The organism is Streptomyces sp. NRRL S-350 (assembly GCF_000719705.1).
GTDB lineage: Bacteria > Actinomycetota > Actinomycetes > Streptomycetales > Streptomycetaceae > Kitasatospora.
Map to the genome: position 1 here is coordinate 1 of NZ_JOHO01000220.1, position 306 is coordinate 306.

The 306-nt window shown below is 65.7% G+C and carries 1 protein-coding gene; it reads left to right on the forward strand.

What is annotated here, in order from left to right; translation table 11 throughout:
* Nucleotides 1–36: 36 nt before the first annotated feature.
* A partial coding sequence (locus IF30_RS0140630) for a transposase (RefSeq protein ID WP_158836011.1) occupies nt 37–306 on the forward strand: 270 nt, incomplete at its 3' end.

The following is a 306-nucleotide window of genomic DNA, read 5'->3' on the forward strand; positions in this document are numbered from 1 at the left end:
GGGTCGTCTTCAAAGCTGATCAAGTGATGAGAGATCATGTCGGTCATGGTGCGCCGTCATGAGCTTTCGGATGCCGAGTGGGCTGTGTTGTCGCGGTTTCTGCCCGCTTCGGGGGTGGCCGGTCGTCCGCGGTCGGACGACCGGCTGGTGCTGAACGGGATCGTGTGGAAGCTGCGGACCGGCACGTCCTGGCGGGACGTGCCGGAACGCTACGGCTCCTGGCAGACCCTCTACACCCGTTTCCGCCGGTGGGCGCTGGACGGCACGTTCTCCCGGATGCTCCACGCGATCCAGGCGGAGAAGGAC